The 16,203-nt window shown below is 71.5% G+C and carries 16 protein-coding genes; 13 read left to right on the top strand and 3 right to left on the bottom strand.

The window, feature by feature from the left end:
* Window positions 1-73: 73 nt before the first annotated feature.
* The 9 genes from AB0F04_RS31025 to AB0F04_RS30985 all read left to right on the top strand — a co-directional run bounded on the left by AB0F04_RS31025 (window position 74) and on the right by AB0F04_RS30985 (window position 6,541).
* The gene (locus AB0F04_RS31025; protein WP_362047471.1) at window positions 74-736 is read left to right on the top strand and encodes a UbiX family flavin prenyltransferase; all 663 of its coding nucleotides are present in this window, start codon (window positions 74-76) and stop codon (window positions 734-736) included.
* 57 nt (window positions 737-793) lie between these two features.
* The gene (locus AB0F04_RS31020; RefSeq protein ID WP_033314055.1) at window positions 794-1,249 is read left to right on the top strand and encodes an Lrp/AsnC family transcriptional regulator; all 456 of its coding nucleotides are present in this window, start codon (window positions 794-796) and stop codon (window positions 1,247-1,249) included.
* Between the two features lie 45 nt (window positions 1,250-1,294).
* The gene (gene mqnE, locus AB0F04_RS31015; RefSeq protein WP_362047468.1) at window positions 1,295-2,458 is read left to right on the top strand and encodes an aminofutalosine synthase MqnE; all 1,164 of its coding nucleotides are present in this window, start codon (window positions 1,295-1,297) and stop codon (window positions 2,456-2,458) included.
* 94 nt (window positions 2,459-2,552) lie between these two features.
* A complete protein-coding gene (locus AB0F04_RS31010; RefSeq protein ID WP_362047465.1) occupies window positions 2,553-3,203 on the top strand; it encodes a UdgX family uracil-DNA binding protein in 651 nt (216 codons plus the stop codon).
* 16 nt (window positions 3,204-3,219) lie between these two features.
* Entirely contained in the window at window positions 3,220-3,744 is a 525-nt protein-coding gene (locus AB0F04_RS31005; protein ID WP_362047463.1) for a GNAT family N-acetyltransferase, read from the top strand.
* A 102-nt stretch (window positions 3,745-3,846) separates the two neighbouring features.
* The gene (locus AB0F04_RS31000) at window positions 3,847-4,146 is read left to right on the top strand and encodes a DUF4229 domain-containing protein (RefSeq protein WP_362047461.1); all 300 of its coding nucleotides are present in this window, start codon (window positions 3,847-3,849) and stop codon (window positions 4,144-4,146) included.
* Between the two features lie 139 nt (window positions 4,147-4,285).
* On the top strand, window positions 4,286-4,387 hold the full coding sequence (locus tag AB0F04_RS30995) for a putative leader peptide (protein WP_324614259.1): 102 nt from the start codon (window positions 4,286-4,288) through the stop codon (window positions 4,385-4,387).
* Window positions 4,388-4,456: 69 nt separating this feature from the next.
* Entirely contained in the window at window positions 4,457-5,779 is a 1,323-nt protein-coding gene (locus AB0F04_RS30990; protein WP_362047458.1) for a dicarboxylate/amino acid:cation symporter, read from the top strand.
* Between the two features lie 96 nt (window positions 5,780-5,875).
* On the top strand, window positions 5,876-6,541 hold the full coding sequence (locus AB0F04_RS30985) for a TetR/AcrR family transcriptional regulator (protein WP_362047455.1): 666 nt from the start codon (window positions 5,876-5,878) through the stop codon (window positions 6,539-6,541).
* Here the strand turns inward: AB0F04_RS30985 and AB0F04_RS30980 are convergent.
* The gene (locus tag AB0F04_RS30980) at window positions 6,529-7,380 is read right to left on the bottom strand and encodes a MaoC/PaaZ C-terminal domain-containing protein (protein ID WP_362047453.1); all 852 of its coding nucleotides are present in this window, start codon (window positions 7,378-7,380) and stop codon (window positions 6,529-6,531) included. The two genes, AB0F04_RS30985 and AB0F04_RS30980, sit on opposite strands and share 13 nt — an antisense overlap.
* Complete coding sequence (locus AB0F04_RS30975) at window positions 7,380-8,684, bottom strand: 3-oxoacyl-ACP reductase (RefSeq protein ID WP_362047687.1); 1,305 nt, start codon at window positions 8,682-8,684, stop codon at window positions 7,380-7,382. Before AB0F04_RS30975 ends, AB0F04_RS30980 begins: the two co-directional genes overlap by 1 nt.
* 107 nt (window positions 8,685-8,791) lie before the next feature.
* Here AB0F04_RS30975 and AB0F04_RS30970 point away from each other — a divergent pair, with 107 nt between their 5' ends.
* The 4 genes from AB0F04_RS30970 (at window position 8,792) to kstD (ending at window position 15,488) form a co-directional block, all read left to right on the top strand.
* Window positions 8,792-10,084 (top strand): acetyl-CoA C-acetyltransferase, encoded by a 1,293-nt coding sequence (locus tag AB0F04_RS30970; protein ID WP_362047450.1) that lies wholly within the window; start codon window positions 8,792-8,794, stop codon window positions 10,082-10,084.
* Between the two features lie 241 nt (window positions 10,085-10,325).
* Window positions 10,326-12,245 carry a long-chain fatty acid--CoA ligase gene (locus AB0F04_RS30965; RefSeq protein ID WP_362047447.1) on the top strand — a complete coding sequence of 640 codons (1,920 nt, stop codon included), beginning with the start codon at window positions 10,326-10,328 and terminating at the stop codon, window positions 12,243-12,245.
* A gap of 126 nt (window positions 12,246-12,371) precedes the next feature.
* Window positions 12,372-13,493: a substrate-binding domain-containing protein gene (locus tag AB0F04_RS30960; RefSeq protein ID WP_362047444.1), complete on the top strand. Its 1,122-nt coding sequence runs from the start codon at window positions 12,372-12,374 to the stop codon at window positions 13,491-13,493.
* Window positions 13,494-13,715: 222 nt separating this feature from the next.
* Window positions 13,716-15,488 carry a 3-oxosteroid 1-dehydrogenase gene (gene kstD, locus AB0F04_RS30955; protein WP_362047441.1) on the top strand — a complete coding sequence of 591 codons (1,773 nt, stop codon included), beginning with the start codon at window positions 13,716-13,718 and terminating at the stop codon, window positions 15,486-15,488.
* A 30-nt stretch (window positions 15,489-15,518) separates the two neighbouring features.
* Here the strand turns inward: kstD and AB0F04_RS30950 are convergent, their stop codons facing one another.
* A complete protein-coding gene (locus AB0F04_RS30950; RefSeq protein WP_362047438.1) occupies window positions 15,519-16,172 on the bottom strand; it encodes a class I SAM-dependent methyltransferase in 654 nt (217 codons plus the stop codon).
* Window positions 16,173-16,203: the final 31 nt, after the last annotated feature.

Raw genomic sequence — 16,203 nt, 5'->3', positions numbered from 1 at the left:
GCACCCCTGGGCCGGTTCCCACGCCGTGGCGCCGGATAGGCTCGGGGTTGTGAACCCAGTCAAGCCAGGCGAGATGCCACGTACGCCTTGGATCGTAGGGGTGTCCGGGGCTTCCGGCACCCCGTATGCCGCTGCCGTGCTGCGCGCGCTGCTGGACGCCGGCGAGAGTGTCGACCTCGTGGTGTCCCGGGCCTCCCGGCTCACCCTGCTGGACGAGACCGGGATCTCCTTCCGGGACGCCCACTGGCAGGCCGACCTGCGGGAATGGCTGTCCCGGGGGGCCGACGGCAAGCCGGGCACGTTCTCCGCCGACATCGGCGCCGTACGGCACTGGAGCGCCGGCGACCTGGCCGCCGGACCCTCCTCGGGGTCGTACCCCACCAGGGGCATGCTCATCGTGCCCGCCTCGACGGCGAGCGTGGCGGGGGTCGCGCTCGGGCTGTCGAAGGACCTGCTGCAACGGGCGGCGAGCGTGACCCTCAAGGAGGGCCGCAAGCTGATCGTGGCCGTGCGGGAGACCCCGCTGAACGGTCAGACCCTGCGCCACCTGGTCACCCTCGACGACGCGGGCGCGACGGTCGTGCCCGCCTCACCCGCCTTCTACGCGGGCGCGACGCACATCCAGGACCTGGTGGACTTCGTCGCCGGACGCGTACTCGACGCGGCGGGCGTGCCGCACCGGCTCTACCGCCGTTGGCAAGGTGAACTCGGCGGCGGTGCGCACCGCGACGGCTGAGCAGCACCCGAACCTCATCGGACTCAACGACAACTTCAGCGGAAGGCTTCGATCGCAATGGACGCGGTGGACAGGCAGCTCATCCAGGCCCTGAGGGAGAACGGCCGGGCCTCCTACGCGGAGCTGGGACGCCTCGTCGGACTGTCGGGACCCAGCGTCACCGACCGCATCAACCGGCTGGAGGCCGCCGGTGTCATCACCGGCTACCGGGCCACCGTCGACGCCGCCTCGCTCGGCCTCGGCGTCACCGCCCTGATCGGCATCTCGCTCTCCGACGCCACCGACCACGAGGACGTGGCGCAGCGGCTGAAGGACCTCTCGGAGATCGAGGACTGCTGGTTCATCGCGGGCGACGACTCGTACATGCTCAAGGTGCGGGCCGCGGACGTCGACGGCCTGGAGAAGATGATCCGGCGGCTCAGCGGGATCGAGGGCGTCTCCCGGACCCGTACGACGATCGTGCTCTCCACGAAGTGGGAGAACCGGGTCGGGGAGCTGCCCGAAGAGGAGTAGACCCGTAGTCGTACGGTGGGGACGTCGTCGTAGAAAGGTGTGGGCATGGATCTCGGGCTCAAGCGCGAGCTGGAGGAGAAGGTCAGGGCGGGTGAGCGCCTGACCCGTGAGGACGGCATCGCGCTGTACGAGTCGGACGACCTGGCCTGGCTGGGCGGTCTCGCGCACGAGGTGCGCACCCGCAAGAACGGCGACGTCGTGCACTTCAACGTCAACCGTCACCTCAACATGACGAACGTGTGCACGGCCTCCTGCGCGTACTGCTCCTTCCAGCGCAAGCCGGGGGAGAAGGACGCGTACACGATGCGCATCGAGGAGGCCGTCAAGCTCGCGAAGGCGATGGAGTCGGAGAACCTCACCGAGCTGCACATCGTCAACGGGCTGCACCCGAACCTGCCGTGGCGTTACTACCCGCGGTCGCTGCGGGAGCTGAAGGCGGCGCTGCCGGACGTCTCGCTGAAGGCGTTCACGGCGACGGAGATCCACCACTTCGAGACCATCTCGGGGATGAGCGCCTCGGAGATCCTCGACGAGCTGATCGACGCCGGTCTTGAGTCCCTCACCGGTGGGGGCGCCGAGATCTTCGACTGGGAGGTCCGGCAGCACATCGTGGACCACCGCACCCACTGGGAGGACTGGTCCCGGATCCACCGGCTCGCGCACGAGAAGGGTCTGAAGACCCCGTGCACGATGCTGTACGGGCACATCGAGGAGCCGCGTCACCGCGTGGACCACGTGCTGCGGCTGCGTGAGCTGCAGGACGAGACCGGCGGGTTCCAGGTCTTCATCCCGCTGCGGTACCAGCACGACTTCGTCGACATGCAGGACGGCAAGGTGCGCAATCGCCTCCAGACGCGGACGCAGATGGCGACCGGTGCGGAGGCGCTGAAGACCTTCGCGGTGTCGCGGCTGCTGTTCGACAACGTGCCGCACGTGAAGGTGTTCTGGGTGATGCACGGGGTGCAGACCGCTCAGCTCGCGCTGCAGCACGGGGCGGACGACATGGACGGGTCCGTCGTCGAGTACAAGATCACGCATGACGCGGACAACTACGGGACGCCGAACAAGCTGACGCGTGAGGATCTGCTGGATCTGATTCGGGATGCCGGGTTCCGGCCTGTGGAGCGGAACACCCGGTACGAGATCATTCGGGAGTACGAGGGTCCTGACCCTGAGCGTCGCGAGTCGCCGCAGCCCATGCGGGTGTGATTGCGGCTTTCCGTGCGTGGGGGCTGGTCGCGCCCACGCGGCGGAGCCGCATATCGAAGGGGTCCCGCGCCCCCGGGGTGGGTACTCGGAGGGCATGGTCAGGACCTCGGCACCTGAGGATGCCTATACCGCTGAACCCTTTGTTCCTGGTCGCGGTGGGCTTTCCGCTCTGCGGGAGGCCGCTGCCGGCTGCCGGGGGTGTCCCTTGCACCGGGACGCCACCCAGACCGTCTTCGGGGCGGGGAACCAGAACGCCCGCGTCATGCTCGTGGGGGAGCAGCCCGGGGATCAGGAGGACCGGCAGGGGAAGCCGTTCGTCGGGCCTGCCGGGAAGCTGCTGGACCGGGCCCTCGAGGAAGCCGGCATGGATCCTTCCGAGGCCTATGTCACCAACGCCGTGAAGCACTTCAAGTTCACGCAGGCCGAGCCGCGCAAGCGGCGGATCCACAAGGCGCCGAACCTGCGGGAGATGACCGCGTGCGGGCCCTGGCTGGCCGCGGAGCTCGCGGTCGTGGAGCCGGAGCTGATCGTCGTCCTCGGGGCGACCGCCGGGAAGGCGCTGCTCGGGTCCTCGTTCCGGGTGACCCAGGTGCGGGGGACGGTGCTGGAGGAGGAGATCCACGGGCGGCCGGAGCGGCTGGTGCCGACCGTGCACCCGTCGTCGGTGCTGCGGTCCGACGACCGGGAGGCGGCGTACCGAGGGCTGGTGTCGGACCTGAAGGTGGCGGCCGACGCGCTGTCGTAATAGCTACAATCCATCCATGCCCCTTACCTTCACGCTGGGTCCCTCCGTCACTCCCGAGTTGCGTGACGGCCTGCTCGACCTGTGGACCGATGTCTCCAACGCCGGGGGAGCCGTCGGATACGTGCCGCCGGTGACGCGGGAGGAGATCCGCCCCGCGCTCGTGCAGCACTTCGCGTCGATGGCGGACGGGCGGGTGAAGCTGCTCGTCGGGCACGACGAGGAGGGGCGCGTCGCGGCGACGGCGTTCCTGACCTTCAACACGCACCATCTGATGACGCACTGGCTGTGGCTGTACACGGTGATGGTGCACCCGAGGCATCACGGGAAGGGCTGGGGGCGGGAGCTGCTCCGCGCCGCCGCGGACGCGGCCCGGGGGATGGACGGTATCGAGGCGATCCGGCTGACCTGCCGGGGCGGTCTCGGCCTTGAGCGGTTCTACGAGGCCTGCGGCTACAAGGAGGTCGGGCGCATCCCCGGGGCGATCCGGCTGGGGCCGGGGGAGGACCGGGACGACGTCATCATGCTGCTGCCGCTGGCCTGACCGCCGACGACCCCCCTCGCAAGATCGGCCGCTCGGCGTGCTTCACTGGACGGTGCCCCTTTGGGTGCGTTCCGGCCGTTCGAAACGGAAGAGTGGATTGAGATGCTCCGCTACACACTGATGCGCCTCGGAGTCTTCGTGGGCTGCCTCGTGGTCGTCTGGGGCGCCGTCTACTCCGGCATCGCCCCGCGCGGGCTGGGCAACAGCAACGGGCTGTGGGTCGTACTCCTCGCCCTGCTGATCTCCGCGCCGATCAGTTTCGTCGTGCTGCGCAAGGAGCGGGACCGGGCGTCGGTGCAGGTCGCGCGGCGCGTGGACCGGATGAAGGCGAACCTGGACGCCAACCGCAGCCAGGAGGACGCCGCCGACGACACGGCCCGCACCCAGGGGCAGACCTCGTAGGGCCCCTCACGCGCATACAGCGCCCCGTTTCCGTACATGCGCGGAAACGGGGCGCATTGCGTTGTATGGGTGTGTGTGAGTCGGCACCTATCAAAGAAAGGCTTTGGGGTCCCCAAAGCTCAGGTGTTAAGGTCCTGGTATGAAGTCAGCAGTCGCGCCCCATTCGCCCCTGAGCGCTCCGCTCGTGGCGCGGCTGCACGTGGATCTCTGTCGGTGCGCGTCCGCTTTCTGTCGTTCCTGACGTAACGCAACCCCCCGCCGCCCCTCCCCACGTCAGCTTTCCTACGCGTCCCCCCAACGGAGTCAGTCCGTGTCCTCACACACGAAGTCCTTCAAGGTGCCCTTCTGGGCCCAGATACTCGCCGGTCTCGTCCTGGGTGTGCTCCTCGGCTGGCTCGCCCGCGACCAGGACCTGTCCTGGCTGACCACGACACTGGAAAAGGTCGGCGACACCTTCATCGGGCTGCTGAAGCTCGCGGTCGCCCCGCTCGTCTTCTTCGCGATCCTGGTGTCGATCACCAACCTGCGGAAGGTCAACAACGCGGCCCGCCTGGCCTCGCGCACCCTCCTCTGGTTCATGGTCACCTCGCTGATCGCGGTCAGCATCGGCCTGGTCATCGGCCTGCTGACCAACCCCGGTGCCGGTACCGGCCTCACCCCCAAGGACGGCTCGAAGCCCGAGGACACCGGCTCCTGGATCGACTTCCTGACGGGCATCATCCCGACCGACGTCATCACGCCGTTCACCCAGCTGAACGTGCTGCAGATCGTCTTCATGGCCGCCGTCGCCGGCATCGCGGCCCTGCAGCTCGGCGAGAAGGCCCAGCCGATCCTCACCCTGAGCGAGTCCGTCCTCAGCCTCCTCCAGAAGGCGCTGTGGTGGGTCATCCGGCTCGCCCCGCTCGGCACGATCGGCCTCATCGGCCACGCCATCGCCACCTACGGCTGGAACCTGATCGGCAAGTACGCGACGTTCACCGCCGACATCTACGTCGGCTGCCTCATCGTGCTGTTCGGCGTCTACCCGACGCTGCTCGCGACCGTCGCCAAGGCCAACCCGGTCCAGTTCTTCAAGGGCGCCTGGCCCGCGATCCAGCTCGCCTTCGTCTCCCGCTCGTCCGTCGGCACCATGCCGCTGACGCAGAAGGTCACCGAGCGGCTCGGCGTGCCGAAGGAGTACGCCTCCTTCGCCGTGCCGTTCGGCGCGACGACCAAGATGGACGGCTGCGCCGCGATCTACCCGGCCATCGCCGCGATCTTCGTCGCCCAGATCTTCGACATCCAGCTCGGCGTCGGCGACTACCTGCTGATCGCGTTCGTCTCGGTGGTCGGCTCGGCCGCGACCGCCGGTCTGACCGGTGCGACGGTCATGCTGACCCTCACCCTGTCCACCCTCGGCCTGCCGATGGAGGGCGTCGGTCTGCTCCTCGCGATCGACCCGATCCTGGACATGATCCGCACCGCGACCAACGTCGCCGGGCAGGCTTTGATCCCGGTCCTGGTCTCGGCCCGCGAGAACCTGCTCGACCGCGACGCCTACGCCACGGCCGACGGCTCCTCCCTGGACGAGCCGCTCGACGAGCCTCGTGATGAGCCGCGCGACCGCACCGAGCCGGTCGGCGCGACCGCCTGACGGCCGGACCTGCCGCACGCGTCACGGGCCCCCTGAGCGGTCCTTCCCCGGTTGCCCGGGAGAGGGCCCTCCAGGGGGCCCGTACGCTTGAGCGCTATGGGTGCCGTGAAGACCAAGCGGATGCCGCGCGCGGTCCGTGAACAGCAGATGCTGGACGCCGCCGTGCGGATCTTCGGCCAGCGGGGCTACATGGCCGCGTCGATGGACGAGATCGCCGAACTCGCGGGCGTGTCCAAGCCGTTGGTCTACCTGTACCTCAACTCGAAGGAAGACCTCTTCACCGCCTGCATCCGCCGCGAGGCGCAGGCGCTCGTCGAGGCGGTACGGTCCGGGGTCCGCTCCGACCTGCCCGCCGACCGGCAGCTGTGGGAGGGGCTCGGAGCCTTCTTCGCGCACACCGGCCGGAACCCGGACGCCTGGTCGGTCCTGCACCTCCAGGCCCGCACGCACGGTGAGCCGTTCGCCGCCGAGGTCACCGCGATGCGCGAGGAGATCGTCGCCTTCGTGACCCAGCTCATCCTCGCCGGTGCCCGTGAGGCGCACCGCGACCCCGACCTGCCGGAGCGCGAGGTCGCCGGGCTCGCCGAGGCCCTGGTCGGCGCCGCCGAGTCGCTCGCCGCCTGGGCCAACGCCACCCCGGGCGTCACCGCCCGCCAGGCCGCGGCCACGTTGATGAACTTCGCCTGGGCGGGCCTGGGCGACCTCATGGCGGGGCGGCCCTGGGCGCCCCCGGAGGAGCCGCAGGGCGCTCACGTCGGATAGACGTCCCCCGTCACATGGACGCGGTCCGCCGGGCCGCGCAGCTCGAACCGGCCGTCCTGCGCCGCGTACGTCACCGTCGCGGGCAGCAGGACCGGTGCCCTGAACTCCGCGCGCAGATGGCAGCGCTGGGGCACGCCGTACGCGGCGAGGCAGCGGGCCACGGTCCACATGCCGTGCGCGATGGCCCGGGGAAAGCCGAACAGCCGGGCCGTGAACGGGTGCAGATGGATCGGGTTGCGGTCGCCGGAGGCGGCCCCGTAGCGGCGCCCGACGTCCCCGGCCAGCCGCCACTCCTCGACCGGGGGCAGCGGCCCCCGCGCCTCCGGCTCCCGGGGGACCGCGGTCAGCCGGTGCGTGCGGTGCCGGGCCAGGTACGTGCTGCTCGACTCCCACACGACGGCACCACCGCGGCACACCTCGGTGACGACCGTGGCCTCCGTACCACGCCGGTGGGGGACCAACCCCTCGACGTGGACGGACAGTTCACAGGCGACGCCGGGAGACATCGGCTCGTGCCGGGTGACGGTGATGGAGGTGTGGACGAGGCCGAGCAGCGGCAGCGGGAAGTCCCGGCCGCTCATCAGCCGCATGGCCAGGGGGAATCCGAGCACGTGCGGATAGGTCACCGGCAGCGCGTCCTCCCCGACGGGGAATCCGCAGACCCGCTCGTACGCCGCGAGCCGTGAGAGGTCGACGCGTACGCCGGGCAGGACGAGCCGGGTGCGGGGGAACCCGGCGTCGGAGCCGGGCCGTTTGAGGGGAGACAGCAGGGCACCGCGGGCCAGGAGCGGGGCGAGGGAGGGGGGCCGGGTGAGGGTGCGAGCGGGGGCGCCGGTCATCACGCCCCCAGCAGGCTCTGGCCGCAGACGCGGACGACCTGGCCGTTGACCGCGCCGGAGGCCGGATGGGCCAGCCAGGCGGTGGTCTCGGCGACGTCGGCCGGGAGGCCGCCCTGGGCGAGGGAGTTCATCCGGCGGCCCGCCTCGCGGATGAACAGCGGGACGGCCGCCGTCATCTTCGTCTCGATGAAGCCGGGCGCGACCGCGTTGACCGTCACGCCGTGCTCGTCGAGCGCCCGCGGCGCGAGGGAGCGGACCAGGCCGACGACACCCGCCTTGCTCGCGCCGTAGTTGGTCTGGCCGGCGTTGCCGGCGATCCCGGCGATCGAGGCGGTGGCCACGATCCGGCCGCCGCGCTTCAGCGTGCCGTCCTTCAGCAGGGCGTCCGTGGTGCGCAGCACGCTCGCCAGGTTCACCTCCAGCACGGAGGCCCAGCGTTCGGCGGGCATGTTCACCAGCCGCCGGTCGCGGGTGATGCCCGCGTTGTGGATCAGCACGTCCAGTCCGCCGGGCAGGGCCTCGGCGATCCGGGCGCCCGCGTCGGCGGCCGTCATGTCGAGCAGGAGCGCGGTGCCGCCGAGCCGGTCGGCGACGCGCCGGGCGTCCGGCCCGGCCTGCGGCACGTCGAGCACCACGACCCGGGCTCCGTCCCGGGCGAGGGTCTCGGCGACCGCTTCGCCGATGCCCCGGGCGGCGCCGGTGACCAGGGCGGTGCGGCCGGTCAGGGGGCGGTCCCCGTCGGCGGCGGTCGTCTCCCGAGCGGCCCCTACCTCGATGACCTGCCCGCTCACATACGCCGACTTGGGCGACAGCAGGAAGCGCAGGGTCGACTCGGCGGCGGCCGCGTCCGTGAGCCGGACCAGGTTCACCGTCCTGCCCCGGCCGATCTCCTTGCCGAGGGAACGCGTGAAACCCTCCAGGGCCTGCTGGGCCGCGGCCTGGTGGTGGTCGGCGGCATCGAGCGGCGCGCCGAGCACGACCACGCGCCCGCTCGGGGTGACCGACCGTACGACGGGATGCAGGGCGGCGTGCACCTCCGCCAGGGCCTCGACGTCCCGCACGCCGGTCGCGTCCAGGACGACGGCGGCCGTGCGGTCGGCGCCGGCCGGGCCGGGTCCCGTGCGGGCCAGGACCGGCTCCGGGGCGAGGGTGGAGCGGCCGGCGGTGAGGTGCAGCAGCCCGCCGTCCAGGACGGGCCGCTCGGGGGAGAAGCGGGTCAGCGCCGCGGGCTGCGGCAGTCCCAGCCTATGGGTGAGGAAGCGGCCGGGCGCGGTTCCGGTGAAGCGCAGATAGCGGTCGGCCATGGACGACTCCCAGTTCCCGAGGACGGTTCGCTGAAGCCCCACTCCTGCTTACTCTGGAGTAAGGTTACCGGAGGTAATGCTATGTCACGGAGGAGGAGCGGGTCGAGATGAGCAGCCCCCAGCAGGTGGCGCCGTCGGTGCGGCGCGTGGCGGTCGTCGGCGGAGCCCGCATCCCCTTCGCCCGCTCCGACGGCCCCTACGCCACCGCCTCCAACCAGCAGATGCTCACCGCCGCCCTCGACGGCCTCGTGGAGCGGTACGGGCTCCGGGAGCCGGGCGCCGTCGGTGAGTTCGTCGCCGGGGCCGTGCTCAAGCACGCCCGCGACTTCAACCTCGCCCGCGAGACCGTCCTCGGCTCGCACCTCCACCCGAGCACCCCCGCCTACGACGTCCAGCAGGCCTGCGGCACCGGACTCCAGGCCGTCGTCGCCGCCGCCAACAAGATCGCCCTCGGCCAGATCGAGTCGGCGGTCGCGGGCGGCGCCGACACGGCCAGCGACGCGCCCCTCGGCGTCAACGACACGCTGCGGCGCATCCTGCTGGAGGTCCGCCGCGCGACATCGCCCGGCGCCCGCCTGAAAGCCCTGGCGAAAGTCCGCCCGGGTCACCTCGTCCCCGACATCCCGCGCAACGCCGAGCCGCGCACCGGCCTGTCCATGGGCGAACACGCGGCCGTCACCGCCCGCGCCTGGGGCATCCCCCGCGAGGCCCAGGACGAACTCGCGGCCACCAGCCACCGGCGGCTGGCGGCGGCGTACGAACGCGGCTTCTTCCAGGACCTGGTGGTCCCCTTCCGGGGCCTGGCCCGCGACCAGAACCTGCGCCCCGGCTCGACGGTGGAGAAACTGGCCTCGCTGAAGCCGGTGTTCGGACTCGACCACCCCGATCCGACCATGACCGCCGGGAACTCCACCCCGCTGACGGACGGCGCCGCCACCGTCCTGCTCGCGAGCGAGGGCTGGGCCCGCGAGCGCGGCCTGGAGCCGCTGGCGTACCTCACCGCGTACGAGACGGCGGCCGTCGACTTCGTCGGCGGCGACGTGGCCGGCGGCGAGGACGGACTGCTCATGGCGCCCGCGTACGCGGTCCCGCGCATGCTGGAGCGCACCGGGCTCGGCCTGGACGACTTCGACCTCGTCGAGATCCACGAGGCGTTCGCCTCCCAGGTGCTGGCGACGCTCGCCGCCTGGGAGAAGCGGGGCCTCGGCACGGTCGACCGCGCCCGGCTGAACGTCGCCGGCTCCTCCCTCGCCACCGGCCACCCCTTCGCCGCCACCGGCGCCCGGATCGTCGCCACCCTGGCCAAGCTCCTCACCGAACGGGACGGCCCCGCCCGCGGCCTGATCTCCGTCTGCGCGGCGGGTGGGCAGGGAGTGACGGCCGTCCTGGAGCGCGCCTGAGGGCGTCGCCGCGCCGTACGTGAGGTCCCCTCACGTAATCCCCGAGATTGCACAGGCCTGGCTCCGGACCATCCCCGAACCCGCACAAAGCCGCCACGTGCGCGCCGTACGATCCCGTTCCTACCGCCAGTAACCCCTTAAGGGCCTCTCAGGGGGGATTGAGCCGGTTGAGCGCCTCGGCGTGCGAGGCACGTACGTCATGCAGCAAGCAGTCCTTCGCTGCACGCCCCAGGAGCCGCCCGTGTCCACTGCGTATCCCTCCTCCGCCTACGGCGACGCGTACGGAGGGCCGAGGCTCGTCGAGCCCGAGGTACGGCGGCTGGACGGGGCGGTACGGGAGGCCTCCGTCCCGCCGCTGGCCCCGCCGTGGGCCCACGGCTCGCTCGCCGACCTGCCGTTCGACAACGCGAGCGCGCACCCGGACGCCGTCGCCCTCAGCCGCAAGAACGCCGACGGCGACTGGAGCGACGTCACGGCGGCACGGTTCGCCGACCAGGTGCGGGCCGTGGCGAAGGGCCTGATCGCCGAGGGCCTGCAACCGGGCGACCGGATCGCCGTGATGGCCCGCACCATCTACGAGTGGACCGTCCTGGACTTCGCCGCCTGGGCGGCCGGACTGGTCACCGTCCCCGTCTACCCCACCTCCTCCGTCTTCCAGGCCCGCTGGATCCTCCAGGACTCCGGCGCGGTCGCCCTGGTCACCGAGACCGCCGCGCAGGCCGCCGCCCTCGGCCCCGAGCGGGAGCGGCTGCCCGACCTCCAGCACATGTGGGTCGTGGAGAAGGGCCATGTGAACCGGCTCGCGGAAGCCGGGGCACACCTGCCCGACCAGGAGGTCGAGGTACGGCGCGGCATGCTCGGCCCCGACACCCTCGCCACCCTCGTCTACACCTCGGGCACCACGGGCCGCCCCAAGGGCTGCGCGCTCACCCACGGCAACTTCTTCGCCGAGGTCGACAACGCCATCGAGCTGCTCTACCCCGTCTTCCGGGCCAGGACCAGCGAAGAGGCGTCGGTGCTGCTGTTCCTGCCGATGTCCCACGTCTTCGGCCGCATGGTGGCCATCGCCTGCATCCGCGCCCGCGTCCGGCTCGGCCACGCGCCGAGCATCAAGGCCGACCGCCTGCTGCCGGACCTGGCCAGCTTCCGGCCGACCTGTCTGCTGGCCATCCCGTACATGCTGGAGAAGGTCTTCAACTCGGCCCGCGCCAAGGCCGAGGCGGGCGGCCGGGCCTCGTCGTTCGACCGCGCGGTGGCCGTGGCACAGCGCTACGGAGAGGCCCTGGAAGCCCAGCAGACCGGCACCGGACCCGGCCCCTCCCGCGCCCTCAGGACCGCCCGGGCCTTCTACGACCCGCTGGTCTACCGCCGCCTCCGCAACGCCATGGGCGGCAAAGTCCGCTACGCCATCTGCGGCGGCTCCCCGCTCGGCCGCCGCCTCGCCGCGTTCTACGCCGGCGCCGGCATCGAGATCTTCGAGGGCTACGGCCTGACCGAGACCACCGGCGCGAGCACCGTCACCCCACCCCTGAAACCCCGGCTCGGCACCGTCGGCTGGCCGCTGCCCGGCACCCGCGTCCGCATCGCCGCCGACGGGGAGATCCTGGTCGGCGGCGACCACGTGCTGCGCGGCTACTGGGACCCGCAGGCCGGTGGCGTCGTCCCCGCCGCCCCCGACGGCTGGCTCGCCACCGGCGACCTCGGCGAACTCGACGACGAGGGCTACCTGACCATCACCGGCCGCAAGAAGGAACTGCTGATCACCGCGGGCGGCAAGTCCGTCGCCCCCGCCCCGCTGGAGAACTGGCTGCGCGCGCATCCGCTGATCTCCCAGTGCCTGGTCCTCGGCGACGGCCGGCCCTTCGTCTCCGCGCTGATCACCCTCGACCCGGAGGGCATCACCCACTGGCGCCAGATGAACGGCAAACACCCCGTACCGGCCGGCCTGCTCGTCGACGACGAGGAACTGCGCGCCGTCCTGCAACGTGCCGTCGACGAGGCCAACAAGATGGTCTCCCGCCCGGAGTCCATCCGCCGCTTCGCCATCCTCCCCGAGGACTTCACGGAGGAGGCGGGCCACCTCACCCCGTCGATGAAGCTCCGCAGGGAGGCCGTGCTGCGCGCGTTCGCCACGGAAGTAGAGGCTCTGTACGCCCGGTGATTCACCTTTGCGAGGTCTTCACACGTGGTTCTTGACGACGCACGGCGTCTGCCCGTTGGCTTTCGACCACCTCGTCACGATGCTCCCCCCATCGGCACGATGCACCCCCATCGGAAGGCACCACCAGTGATAGCGCGTAACACCCGTCAGGCCGCCGTGCGGCGCATCTCCATCGCCCTGACGGTCTCCGTGTCGGCCCTGTCCCTCGCCGCCTGCGGCGACGGCGGGAGTGACGACACCGCCGTGAAGAAGGGCAACGACATCACGGTGGGTCTGCTGCTGCCCGACCGGGACACGGCACGCTTCGAGAAGTTCGACTACCCGCTGATCAAGCAGGAGGTCGCCGAGCTCACGGAGAACAAGGGCACGGTCCGCTACGCCAACGCCGAGGCCAGCGTGGCCAGACAGAGCGAACAGTTCCAGAAGATGATCGCCGACAAGGTGGACGTCATCCTCGTCGACGCCCTCAACTCCAGGACCATCGCCGCGGACGTGAAGAAGGCCAAGGACGCCGGCATCCCGGTCATCGCCTACGACCGGCTCGCCGAGGGCCCCATCGACGCCTACGTCTCCCACGACAACGAACTCGTCGGCCAGGTACAGGGCCGCGCCATCATGGGGGAGCTCGGCGACAAGGCCCAGAAGAGCAAGGTCGTCATGATGAACGGCGACCCCGCGGACCCCAACACCGCACGCTTCAAGGACGGCGCGCTCAGCGAACTCCAGGGCCAGGTCGACATCGTCGCGCAGTACGACACCAAGGAGTGGAAGCCCGCGATCGCCGAGGCCAACATGAAGAAGGCGATCCAGAAGGTCGGGCTGAACAACATCGCCGCCGTCTACTCGGCCAACGACGGCATGGCGGGCGCCGTCATCGAGGCACTGAAGGAGGCCGGAGCCACCAGGATGCCGCCGGTCACCGGCCAGGACGCCAACCTCGACGCGGTGCAGCGGATCGTCTCCGGCGAGCAGTACATGACCGTGTACAAGTCCTTCCTGCTGGAGGCGACCAACGCCGCGAAGACCGCCGTGGCCAAGGTCCAGGGCCGGGACATCGAGTTCGCCGCGCTGACCCGGGAGACGGTCGACAGCCCGACGCAGAAGAACATCCCGGCGATGCTGGTGCCGGTGGTCGCCCTCACCAAGGACAACATCAAGGACACGGTGATCACCGACGGTGTGTACACCGTCAAGGACATCTGCACCCCGAAGTACAAGGCGGACTGCGCGGCCATCGGCCTGGAGTAGCGGAGGCGGGTGGTCGTCGGACCCGGGGTGCGGGGTTCCCCTCGGCCGGCGGCCGCGGGCTGCCTGTGCTGATCGCGCGGTTCCCCGCGCCCTTGAGAAGAAGGACGTCGGCCTGCCGCAGGCCGAGTGGACGCGCGGTGGGTGCCGCACGGGTCTTGACTTCGCGAGAGCGCCGCGCGACATTCCCCACCCCTTTCGCGTTCTCGTCGGGCTGGAGCGGCCATGACCACACCCACGGACACCCCGGGCACCGCCGGATCCCCGTCCCGAAGACGACTGCTGGCCGGGGCGGCCGGTGCCGGGCTCGCGGTCGCCGCGGGAGTGCAACAAGGCGCCCGGGCGGCCGACTTACCCCCGCTCGGCACGTACGACGTCGTCGTCATCGGCTCCGGCGCCGCCGGCATGACCGCGGCGCTGACGGCCGCCCGCCAGGGGCTGAGCTGCGTCGTCGTGGAGAAGGCCCCGGCCTTCGGCGGCTCGGCCGCCCGCTCCGGTGCCGGGATCTGGATCCCCAACAACTCCGTGATCCTCGCGGCCGGGGTCCCGGACACCCCCGCTAAGGCCGCCGCCTACCTCGCCGCGGTCGTCGGGCCGGACGTCCCCGCCGAGCGGCAGCGGGCCTTCCTGGCCCACGGCCCGGCGACGATCTCCTTCGTCATGGCGAACAGCCCGCTGAGGTTCCGCTGGATGGAGGGCTACAGCGACTACTACCCGGAGCTGCCCGGAGGCCTGCCGAACGGCCGCTCCATCGAGCCGGACCAGCTCGACGGCAACCTGCTGGGCGACGAGCTGGCGCACCTCAACCCGCCCTACATGGACGTCCCCGCCGGCATGGTCGTCTTCAGCGCCGACTACAAGTGGGTCGCCCTGGCCGCCGTCAACGCCCGGGGCGCGGCCGTCGCCGCCCAGTGCCTCGCCCGCAGCACGAAGGCGGCCACGCTCGGCCAGAAGCCCCTGACGATGGGCCAGGCGCTGGCCGCGGGCCTGCGGGCGGGCCTGCGCTCGGCCGGGGTCCCGGTCTGGCGGAACACGCCGCTGACGGACCTGCACGTCGAGAACGGCAGGGTGACGGGAGCCGTCGTCACCCGCGACGGCACCCCCGGACTGCTCCGCGCCCGCCGGGGCGTGATCGTCGGCTCGGGCGGCTTCGAGCACAACGCACAGATGCGGCAGCGCTTCCAGCGGCAGCCCATCGGCACCGAGTGGACCGTCGGGGCGAAGGAGAACACCGGCGACGGCATCCTGGCAGGGGAGCGGCTGGGCGCGGCGCTCGACCTGATGGACGACGCCTGGTGGGGCCCGGCCGTCCCGGTCCCCGGACAGCCCTACTTCTGCCTCGCCGAACGCACCCTGCCCGGCGGGCTGCTGGTGAACGGCGCGGGCCGGCGCTTCGTCAACGAGGCCGCGCCCTACAGCGACGTCGTGCACACCATGTACGACGCGGGCGGGGCGATCCCGTCCTGGCTGATCACCGACCAGAACTACCGCAACCGGTACCTCTTCAAGGACGTCCTGCCGACCCTGCCCTTCCCCGACGCCTGGTACGACTCCGGGGCCGCGCACAAGGAGTGGACCCTGGACGCGCTGGCGGCCTCGATCGGCGTCCCGGCGGCGGCCCTGCGCACCAGCGTGAACCGCTTCAACGCCCAGGCGCTCCAGGGCGAGGACCCCGACTTCCACCGGGGCGACAGCGCCTACGACCACTACTACACGGACCCGTCGGTCCTTCCCAACTCCTGTCTCGCGCCCCTCTGGCTCCCTCCGTACCACGCCTTCCGCATCGTCCCCGGCGACCTCGGCACCAAGGGCGGCCTCCGCACGGACGCCCGGGCCAGGGTGCTGCGGGAAGACGGCTCGGTGATCCCGGGCCTGTACGCGGCGGGCAACGCGAGCGCGGCGGTGATGGGCCACAGCTACGCGGGCGCGGGCTCGACGATCGGCCCGGCGATGACGTTCGGGTACATCGCGGCGAAGGATGCCGCGGGGGCGCTCTAGGTCGCGGACCCGACTTGGCCGCCGGGCGGCCTACTCCGCCGGCTTGCGGGCCACCAGGCTCGCCTGGGCGACCGGCTCGCCCCGCGCCGCGTCCGGCTCCCTCACCGTCGTGGCGCGGACGGTGAAACCGGCGGTGTCCAGCAGCGCGGCGACGTGCTCCGGCCGGCGCCTGAGGAAGGTCAGGGACACCGGGTGGCCGAAGGCCTCCTCGTAGCGGCGGGGCTCCTCACCGCACTGGAAGCCGAGGAGCAGATGCCCGCCGGGGCGCAGCACGCGGTGGAAACCGGCGAAGAGCGCGGGCAGGTGCTCCTCGGGGGTGTGGATGATCGAGTACCAGGACACGACGCCGTCGAGCGAGGAGTCCGGCAGGCCGGGCTCCAGCATGGAGCCCCGTACGAACCGCAGGCCCGGGTGCTCGCGGCGGGCGATCGTGAGCATCGACTCCGACAGGTCGAGTCCGAACACCGACAGCCCCCGGGACGCCAGGTACGCCGTCACCCGCCCGGGCCCGCACCCCAGGTCCGCGACCTCGCCGCCCTCACCCACCAGTTCCGCGAAGCCGTACAGCACGCCCCGGTCCAGGGGCGTCCCCGGACGCAGATCGCCGAAGGCAGCGGCATACTCCTCGGCCACGGTGTCGTAGAAGGTGCGGGTCTCGGTCACGAAGTCAGGGGTGTCGGTCATGGCCGTAGACCAGGCCGTTCGGGGCCCCGGG

The sequence above is a fragment of the Streptomyces sp. NPDC029041 genome, assembly GCF_040637515.1.
Lineage (GTDB): Bacteria > Actinomycetota > Actinomycetes > Streptomycetales > Streptomycetaceae > Streptomyces.
The sequence above is the reverse complement of the archived record's forward strand: the minus strand, read 5'-3'. Positions and strand labels throughout refer to the sequence as shown.

Bases quoted from the DNA above. Each gene is read 5' to 3' on its own strand.
- AB0F04_RS31025 (WP_362047471.1), top strand. From the start codon at position 74: ATGCCACGTACGCCTTGGATCGTAGGGGTGTCCGGGGCTTCCGGCACC.
- AB0F04_RS31020 (WP_033314055.1), top strand. From the start codon at position 794: ATGGACGCGGTGGACAGGCAGCTCATCCAGGCCCTGAGGGAGAACGGC.
- mqnE (WP_362047468.1), top strand. From the start codon at position 1,295: ATGGATCTCGGGCTCAAGCGCGAGCTGGAGGAGAAGGTCAGGGCGGGT.
- AB0F04_RS31010 (WP_362047465.1), top strand. From the start codon at position 2,553: ATGGTCAGGACCTCGGCACCTGAGGATGCCTATACCGCTGAACCCTTT.
- AB0F04_RS31005 (WP_362047463.1), top strand. From the start codon at position 3,220: ATGCCCCTTACCTTCACGCTGGGTCCCTCCGTCACTCCCGAGTTGCGT.
- AB0F04_RS31000 (WP_362047461.1), top strand. From the start codon at position 3,847: ATGCTCCGCTACACACTGATGCGCCTCGGAGTCTTCGTGGGCTGCCTC.
- AB0F04_RS30995 (WP_324614259.1), top strand. From the start codon at position 4,286: ATGAAGTCAGCAGTCGCGCCCCATTCGCCCCTGAGCGCTCCGCTCGTG.
- AB0F04_RS30985 (WP_362047455.1), top strand. From the start codon at position 5,876: ATGGGTGCCGTGAAGACCAAGCGGATGCCGCGCGCGGTCCGTGAACAG.
- AB0F04_RS30980 (WP_362047453.1), bottom strand. From the start codon at position 7,380: ATGACCGGCGCCCCCGCTCGCACCCTCACCCGGCCCCCCTCCCTCGCC.
- AB0F04_RS30975 (WP_362047687.1), bottom strand. From the start codon at position 8,684: ATGGCCGACCGCTATCTGCGCTTCACCGGAACCGCGCCCGGCCGCTTC.
- AB0F04_RS30970 (WP_362047450.1), top strand. From the start codon at position 8,792: ATGAGCAGCCCCCAGCAGGTGGCGCCGTCGGTGCGGCGCGTGGCGGTC.
- kstD (WP_362047441.1), top strand. From the start codon at position 13,716: ATGACCACACCCACGGACACCCCGGGCACCGCCGGATCCCCGTCCCGA.
- AB0F04_RS30950 (WP_362047438.1), bottom strand. From the start codon at position 16,172: ATGACCGACACCCCTGACTTCGTGACCGAGACCCGCACCTTCTACGAC.